Consider the following 7,324-nt stretch of genomic DNA (forward strand, 5'->3'; position numbering starts at 1 on the left):
TCCTCCAGCAACAGCAGAAGGATGTCGAGGAACGGAAGGCCGAGGATGAGGCGTTCCGGCAACGCGTCGAGCAGGACAGAAAGCGGCATAGCTCCGCAGCCGCCCACGAAGGCAAGACCTGGCGGACGTACATCCCCTAACCGAGAGAGAGTTGCGATATGGTTTCCGTGGCATTGTTGGCGCAGGCATTACCGAGCACAAGTTCCGGCGTGGACTGGCTGTATCAGTTCACCAACAACCTGACCAATCTGACGACGCAGAACGGCGGCGCGCTCACGCAGCTTGGCCTCACGGAACTCAGTTGCATCTCTCTCTTCACCCTCATCAGCATGGTCATTAACTGGAATACATCAGCGATGACGCTGCGCTTCCATACCCATCCCGTTCGTGCGGGCGATCTGACGAACTTTCTGCTCCGCCTGATCGTGTGCTCCCTGCTGCTGAATTATTGGGTGAACCCATTTCCGGGCGCGAGCTTCGGCATCAACCACTTCTTTTCCTATATTGCCCAGGCGATGGTCGCAGCATTCGATCAACACTCGTTGGATCAGTTCCTTCAGTTGCTCAAGACGGCTGGCGACAGTACGCCGACACCGTCGTTTACTGCTCCCATTGAGATCCTTTGCTACATTGTCGTCCAGCTCATACTTGGACTCGCCTCTGCGATCCTTTTCGTCATCAATTGCAGCGCCTTCATCCTGTACGGCGTTACTGCTCTATTTGGCCCGATCTTCGTTCCGCTGCTGATGACGCAGACTTTCCGCGCCAAGTTCTTTCAGTTCCTCGACGTACTCATCAGCTTCGCGATGATTCGTGCAGTTGCCGCCGCTTTCATCTTCGTGTGGGCTGGATTCATGAATGGGTTCTTACAACAGACCTTCAACGGCAACTATTCGATGGAGATGTGGATTGCCAATCTCATCCCTTGCTTGATGGTTTTCGTCGCGTTCATCATTAACATGCTGTTTATTCCGAGCATGACTCAGGCCATCTTCGGAGGAGCTGCGGGACTCACTTCCGCCGCAACGAAACTGGCCGGAGGCATCGCGGGCACGCTAGCAATCAAATCGGGAGGTGCATAGACAATGTGGGAATTTCTGATGGGCTTTTTCTTCGCGCGCGCAACTGGCTTGGATCGGTTCGTTCGCTTCTTGCTCGTACTTTTTGCCATCGGCATCCTGATCGCCGGTGTGATCTACACAGGTGTCTTTCTTCGAGCTGCCAGCGAAAGGAGCCATGCACCCCATGTCCACGCACACCATACCCATTGAAGGACAGCTCACCCCGGAGCAATCGCTGCTTACCGACCAGATCGGTAACGAGGTCTATGCCTCGCACTATTCCGAGCGAAAAGCCTACCGGCTCATCATCGGTTGCGGCACGGTATTGCTCTGCGGTTCGATGTGGCTCAACTTGTCTCTTGCCCATCGTCCAGTCGTGAATCGCTACGTGCGGATCGACGAGATGGGACGCGCTCAGGCCATTCAGTACAGCGACCTCGATTACAGCCCGCGCGAGGGTGAAGTCCGCACCTATCTCACCGATTGGGCCAACTACCGTTACACCATCAGCCGGGATACCATCGCGGCCAAATATCCTCTTAATTACTACTTTCTGTCGCAGTCCCTCGCTTCGCAGTTGATGGCCGAGGACAACCAGAATCATCTCGTCTCCCAGGTCATGGCCGGACAGGTCGAGCAGAGCGATGTGGAGGTGCGGGACGTAACCATCACGTCGATGTCCGTGCAGACCGTCCAAGGGGCAAAGATCGCGCGTGGGACAGCTCTCGTAGCCATCGACCGAATCTATGCGCCGGATCATTCCCGTGAGCCGAGGACTGAGCATTGGATGTTGAGTATCACCTACTATCTCAATCCGGCCCAGGTGAGCGATCAGTCCAAAGTTTTCCCGCAGTTTGAGACGATCAATCCCCTTGGATTGACCATCACGGAGTTCCACGAGAACCGCGTCTCGGTCGATCCCATCGCCCCCGGTAAGACCGCCGCTGTGCCGGGCGTGATAGCCCATCCAGCCGCAGGAGCAACACGGTGAGTTACCAACTCATACTCCCGTTCTTTCCCGACGAGCTGCGGGCGCTGCTACTGGACCCGTCCATCTCCGACCTGATGATTAACGGGACGACGGGAGTCTTCGCGGATCGTGGCGGCGTTGTCGAGCATATTCCGCTCTCCGCGCCGTACACCAACGATCGGTTGCAGGCGGCGATTGAGCGCGTCGCTCGCATCCTCGGTCAGGATTTGACCAGTCAGAACCCCATCCTCAATACGCGCCTGCCGGATGGCTCGCGCGTGGCTGTTGTCGGCCCTCCGTCTTCGATCAATGGCCCGACGTTGACTGTCCGCAAATTCAACCGCTGGTACACCTCCAATGATCTGGTGAATGCGGGCAGCTTGTCGGAACATACACGGGATGCGGTTGTCGAGCTGATTCAGCGCCGGAAGAACGGCATCATCAGCGGTGGAACGGGTTCAGGCAAGTCAACCCTAATGAAAGCCTTGCTTGACCATGTTCCGCTGCATGAACGGCTTGTCGTCATCGAGCAGCCAGCTGAGTTGAAGATCGCCCATCCGAACGCCGTCCGTTGGGAAGCCGTCGATGCGATCCCAGGGCAGGTTGCCATCACGCCGAGCCAGCTTGTAGCGGCCGCTCTCCGCCATCGTCCCGACCGCATCATCATGGGTGAAATTCGCGACGAGTGCGGCTACGACTTGCTCCAGGCCATGAACACCGGGCACGGTGGAACGCTCTCGACATTGCACGCCGACTCCGCCGTGGATGCGCTGGACCGGCTGGCCGACATGGCCTTGAGTGCAAGAACGAATTTGGATCAGGCATTTGTCCGGTCGCAGACCGGCAAAGCCGTGGACTTCGTGCTGCATTGCGAGCGCGATGCCAGGGGCCGCCGAAGAGTCCGGGAACTCATTACCGTCTCCGGCTACAGTCATGCGGAGCAGGCATTCGTCACCAAGGAGGTCTATCGTGCCTCCGACGCCTGACGCGCGAGTCTCCAGCTAGAAGAATTCAACCCGAATCCGAGGTCACTCCAATGGTCTTCCATGCGGCTCAATTAGCTGCACAGCCCAACTCGTCTCTGAAAGCGCCCAGCATGGCGGCAACCGCCTGCAAAGCACCGCGGTATGCAAGCCATTCAGTGTGGCCGATGCTGTCTCCGTCGGAGGTGATTGTTGCGGAGCATGGGGCTGCGATTATTGGGACACCGCATCGCTGGAATCGGTGGGGTGACTTTGGCGCATATGGGTGCCTTCCATTCGTATCCCGTCCTCTGCGTCGGGTTCACGCTTCGGGCCTGTCCTGCGCCCAGCGGCAGGCTCGCTCTTCTGCTTCCGCTACGCGGCCCTTCGGGTTACGGTTTCCAGCTTCGCCGGACCCTCCGTAAATGCAGAGCTTCGGCCTTGGGAGCAGGGGCCACTCGCTCGCTTCGCGAAGGGTGACCCGAGCAGCTAACGGGAATTACAACAAAACGGAGATCACCACCATGTACCAGAACAAAGTCACCCTCATCGGATTCCTCGGCAGCGACGCAGAAGTTCGCACCAACAACGACCGCAGCCTCACCACACTCTCTCTCGCAACCAAGTCCTCCTACAAGAAGGACGGCAAGTACATCGAGCACACGGAATGGCACCGTTGCGTTGTCTTCGGCAAGCTCGGTGAGTTCGCCGCCAAGCTGACCAAGGGCGCTCATGTCCAGGTCGAGGGCGAGTTGCGCAGCCGCAAGTTCGAGAGCACGAAGACCAGCACTGAAGTGACCATCTGGGAGATTCGGGTGAACTCGATTCTCAAACTGGATCGCGCCGCCAAAGCAGCGGCGGAGGACAGCGAAGACGCTCCCGACGAAGAGGCCGCATAGGCGCTCTTCCCGTAGCCAAGGGTCCGGCATCGAGCCGGGCTCTTCGGCTGCTAAAGCCCCCTGGCATCCGCCAACAGAGCAACAGAGATCGGAGGTAATTAAATGTACGAAACAGTCAGAGACTTTCTCACCCGCTGCTTCGCGTCAGGTGAGACGATCGCTCTCCTGCTGCGCGGAGAGAGTGCAGGCGCTCCGACGCAGCGCGTCGTCACGCTCGATAAAGTGCTCGCGCCTCGCTATCTCGATTGGCTTGCCCATGAAAACAGAACGGGCGCAAACATCTATGTCGCCGCCAATCCGCTTCGCCCCGGCAGCCGCAGACGCACGAAGGACTGCGTAGCGTTCGCCCGTCATCTTTATATAGACATCGACACTGACGGCGACGCCCGGCTCGCTGCGCTCCGGGCGTCCGATGCAGTACCCGCGCCGACCGTCGTCCTCTCCAGTTCGCCTGGAAAATATCAGGTGCTTTGGGCGGTGGACGGATTCGACTTTGCGCGGCAGGAACAGACGCTCAAGCTGCTCGCCATCGCCTTCGGCGGCGATCCCGCCTGCACCGATTGCAACCGGGTGCTCCGCATCCCCGGTTTCCTGAATCGCAAGTACGATCCAGCGCACAGAGTCACGGCTGAATATCCCTGCGATTCTGTCTGGACTCCAGATGACTTCCGAATCGACGTTGCGACGGTGGACGCGATGCTCTTCGAGCATGACGTCCCATTGCGGAAGCAGCCCGGAAAGCACAGCCATTCGGAGAGCGATTGGGCATGGGTTTCCCATGAGCTTGCTCACGGGAAAGATGCCGTGAAGCTGACGGGGGAGCTCGCTTCGCGCCGCGCCGACAAACCCAATCCTCTCTATTACGCGCAGCGCACCGTCGATGTCGCTTCGGCTCGCCTCTGGCTTATTGAAGGCATCCGCATGGACGACGTGATTACGATGCTCGAATCCCGCCGCCGCTTTGAGCTTCCCGCTGCCCTTTGCTCCGCTCGCGCGCGGGAGATTGCGGCCACCGCACAGCGCATGATGGCCCACAAAAAGTACGTCTAATTTCAACCCCAAAGGAGAACCACATGCCACTACTCGAAGTTACCCAAACCCGCCACCTTAGCGCCTCGATTCGTCTGACGGATACGACCGCTGCTCAGGTCGATCAGTACGCCGCTTTCATCCATGCTTCCGCAAACGATGTCGTCGAGCAAGCACTCGCGTATGTCTTCAGCAAAGATCGTGAGTTTCAGGAGTTCCTCCGCACCCCCGAAGCACAGCGGATTACGCCGACGCTTCGGGTTCGTCGTGGCGCTGGGAGTGATGCCGCTGAGCAACCAGCAAGGAAGCCGGTTTCCTCAGCATCATCGGCTGCACAAGCACCGGCAATCGTGGCGGGATCGAAGGCATGATCTCGCTGCTATATCGGTGGCAAAGTCACGAAGGTGCTCCGCACCTGAAGATGATTGACACTTGATCCCTTCCAGGGTGGTGTTTGAACGACGAAGGTTCCTGCCCGCGAACCGGCTGTAGAAGCGCCGGTTACAGCCGAGCGGTTCTCAGCAAGGAACCATGAGTTCCTAGCTGGAAACCACCAAATTTCCGATGAGGAGTATCTATGCAACCCCCATCCAATAGCATTGCAGAACGTATGGGACGCGGAAAGATTCGTGACAGCCGTTCGCGCAGTTTAGGGACGAAAGTCACGATGCAGGAAGAAAAGGAACTTGCTCGCGCGGCCGCCGCAGATGGGAAGTCCGCGAGCGAGTGGGCACGAGACGTTCTTTTGCGAGAGGCACGCCGCTCCAAAGATGACGCCGTATTCACGGAGCTGGTCGCCACGCGAATGTTGCTGGTGAACCTCATCAAGCCTCTCATCCTGGGTGAAAAGGTCTCACCGACATGGATTACCGAGGCGATGACGATGGTGCGGAAAGAGAAGCACAAGGCCGCCCAGGACGTGATGCAGCAGTACACGCAGGATGCGGGAAAGGAGAAATAGGGATGGCAAACCAATGGGGCAGAAAAGAGACGATCATCTGGCCGCCGCACGCTCCGATCATGAGCTACACCGCCCTCGCCGCGGCGCTCCTTTGTACCTGCTTGTTGGTATGGCAGCGGCTCCATTTCTCGTTGCCGCCGCTACAGCAGTCCTACATCTCCGAGTACATCCGCTCCCAGATCGGCGGTGCTATTCACACGCACGGCACCTACCGTCTGGTGTACCTCGGTGGCCGAAAGGCCAAACCTCGGCTTGCATTCCCGGTGGACTTCGTGCCGGGCAAGATGACGCTGCCCGATGGTAAGGTCGTGTCCTTCAAGTTGTCAGAATTGGCGCTGGCTCAGGGTTACAGTTTTCCGTTCCGCGGCCCTGCTCAAAAGCTCGCCGACGCCTCGGTACACCTCTGGCTTCGTGGTGCCATCTTCGCGGACAAGGGCATCCTGTCTGTATTCGCTGTCAGCTTCATTGAGGGTGGCGTCTGCCTTGCACTGATGCTTTGGCCGGCGATCCCGAGGGACATTCAGCGGTTCAAAAATATGAAATATGGCCGCGTCCTGCGTGGGCCTCTCATGCTCTCGCCAAAGGAGTTCAACCGGACGCAGAAGGGCGATGGCATCGGCTTCAAGACAACAGAATCGGGCAAGATGATGCGGATTCCATTGCAGAAAGAAGCGCAGCATCTTCAGCTCATGGGCGACACCGGGGTTGGAAAAACGCAGCTCATCATGCAGTGCCTTCGCCAAATCAGAGGGAGAGGTGATTCCGCCATCGTATATGACCCGGCCTGCGAGTACATCCAGCGGTTTTACGACGCTAGCCGTGGTGACATTGTGCTGAATCCGCTGGACGCTCGCTGCCCCTATTGGGGACCGGCGCAGGAGATGGAATCGAACGCTGAAGCGGATGCAATCGCGGCATCACTCTACCAGCCGAAGACCGATAAGGTAGACGAGTTTTTCCATGAGACGCCTGCCCAAATCTTCGCTCATTTGCTCAGGCTGGGACCGACGCCGCATCAACTTGCCGCATGGATGGCAGATGACGTGGAGCTGCTGAAGAAGCTCGAAGGCACCGAGATGGCCTTCTATATAGATAGGAAGGCCGGGCCGCAGCGTGCCGGTGTTTTATCCTCTTTGGGTCTCGTTGCCAAGAGCTTCCGGCTGCTGCCGGAGAAGGACGATAAGCGGCCTGTCTGGAATGCGCGTACATGGTCGAAGAAGCGCGAGGGGTGGATCTTCATTACATCGCGGCCACCCGAGCGGGACACATTGCGACCGCTGTTTTCGCTCTGGATCGACCTGCTAGTGTAGTGCGTCATAAATAGAATCACGTATATGGCGAGACTCATCTTATGATGAGGAGACCTCGCCATGCGTATCGCCCCGCCCATTGTGATCGATGAAGCCACGCGCAGAGAACTGGAACGGCTCAGCCGCAAACGT

At 58.2% G+C, this 7,324-nt stretch carries 8 protein-coding genes; all 8 read left to right on the plus strand.

The window, feature by feature from the left end:
• Window positions 1-158: 158 nt before the first annotated feature.
• The gene (locus VMU57_RS21590; protein ID WP_325387224.1) at window positions 159-1,082 is read left to right on the plus strand and encodes a type IV secretion system protein; all 924 of its coding nucleotides are present in this window, start codon (window positions 159-161) and stop codon (window positions 1,080-1,082) included.
• 163 nt (window positions 1,083-1,245) lie between these two features.
• Window positions 1,246-2,052 (plus strand): VirB8/TrbF family protein, encoded by an 807-nt coding sequence (locus VMU57_RS21595; RefSeq protein WP_325387226.1) that lies wholly within the window; start codon window positions 1,246-1,248, stop codon window positions 2,050-2,052.
• A complete protein-coding gene (locus VMU57_RS21600) occupies window positions 2,049-3,017 on the plus strand; it encodes a CpaF family protein (RefSeq protein ID WP_325387227.1) in 969 nt (322 codons plus the stop codon). The genes VMU57_RS21595 and VMU57_RS21600 overlap by 4 nt, the downstream gene beginning before the upstream one ends.
• Window positions 3,018-3,517: 500 nt before the next feature.
• The gene (locus VMU57_RS21605) at window positions 3,518-3,892 is read left to right on the plus strand and encodes a single-stranded DNA-binding protein (RefSeq protein ID WP_325387229.1); all 375 of its coding nucleotides are present in this window, start codon (window positions 3,518-3,520) and stop codon (window positions 3,890-3,892) included.
• 102 nt (window positions 3,893-3,994) lie between these two features.
• Complete coding sequence (locus VMU57_RS21610) at window positions 3,995-4,942, plus strand: RepB family DNA primase (RefSeq protein ID WP_325387231.1); 948 nt, start codon at window positions 3,995-3,997, stop codon at window positions 4,940-4,942.
• A 23-nt stretch (window positions 4,943-4,965) separates the two neighbouring features.
• The gene (locus tag VMU57_RS21615; RefSeq protein ID WP_325387233.1) at window positions 4,966-5,292 is read left to right on the plus strand and encodes a hypothetical protein; all 327 of its coding nucleotides are present in this window, start codon (window positions 4,966-4,968) and stop codon (window positions 5,290-5,292) included.
• Window positions 5,293-5,498: 206 nt separating this feature from the next.
• On the plus strand, window positions 5,499-5,882 hold the full coding sequence (locus VMU57_RS21620; RefSeq protein WP_325387234.1) for a hypothetical protein: 384 nt from the start codon (window positions 5,499-5,501) through the stop codon (window positions 5,880-5,882).
• Between the two features lie 2 nt (window positions 5,883-5,884).
• Window positions 5,885-7,192, plus strand: coding sequence for a type IV secretion system DNA-binding domain-containing protein (locus VMU57_RS21625; RefSeq protein WP_325387236.1), 1,308 nt, complete (start codon window positions 5,885-5,887; stop codon window positions 7,190-7,192).
• Window positions 7,193-7,324: the final 132 nt, after the last annotated feature.

Source organism: Edaphobacter sp., from assembly GCF_035532915.1.
Classification (GTDB): Bacteria; Acidobacteriota; Terriglobia; order Terriglobales; family Acidobacteriaceae; genus Edaphobacter.

Coding starts and splice junctions, on each gene's coding strand:
- VMU57_RS21595 (WP_325387226.1), top strand. CDS start 1,246: ATGTCCACGCACACCATACCCATTGAAGGACAGCTCACCCCGGAGCAA.
- VMU57_RS21610 (WP_325387231.1), top strand. CDS start 3,995: ATGTACGAAACAGTCAGAGACTTTCTCACCCGCTGCTTCGCGTCAGGT.
- VMU57_RS21615 (WP_325387233.1), top strand. CDS start 4,966: ATGCCACTACTCGAAGTTACCCAAACCCGCCACCTTAGCGCCTCGATT.
- VMU57_RS21625 (WP_325387236.1), top strand. CDS start 5,885: ATGGCAAACCAATGGGGCAGAAAAGAGACGATCATCTGGCCGCCGCAC.
- VMU57_RS21590 (WP_325387224.1), top strand. CDS start 159: ATGGTTTCCGTGGCATTGTTGGCGCAGGCATTACCGAGCACAAGTTCC.
- VMU57_RS21605 (WP_325387229.1), top strand. CDS start 3,518: ATGTACCAGAACAAAGTCACCCTCATCGGATTCCTCGGCAGCGACGCA.
- VMU57_RS21620 (WP_325387234.1), top strand. CDS start 5,499: ATGCAACCCCCATCCAATAGCATTGCAGAACGTATGGGACGCGGAAAG.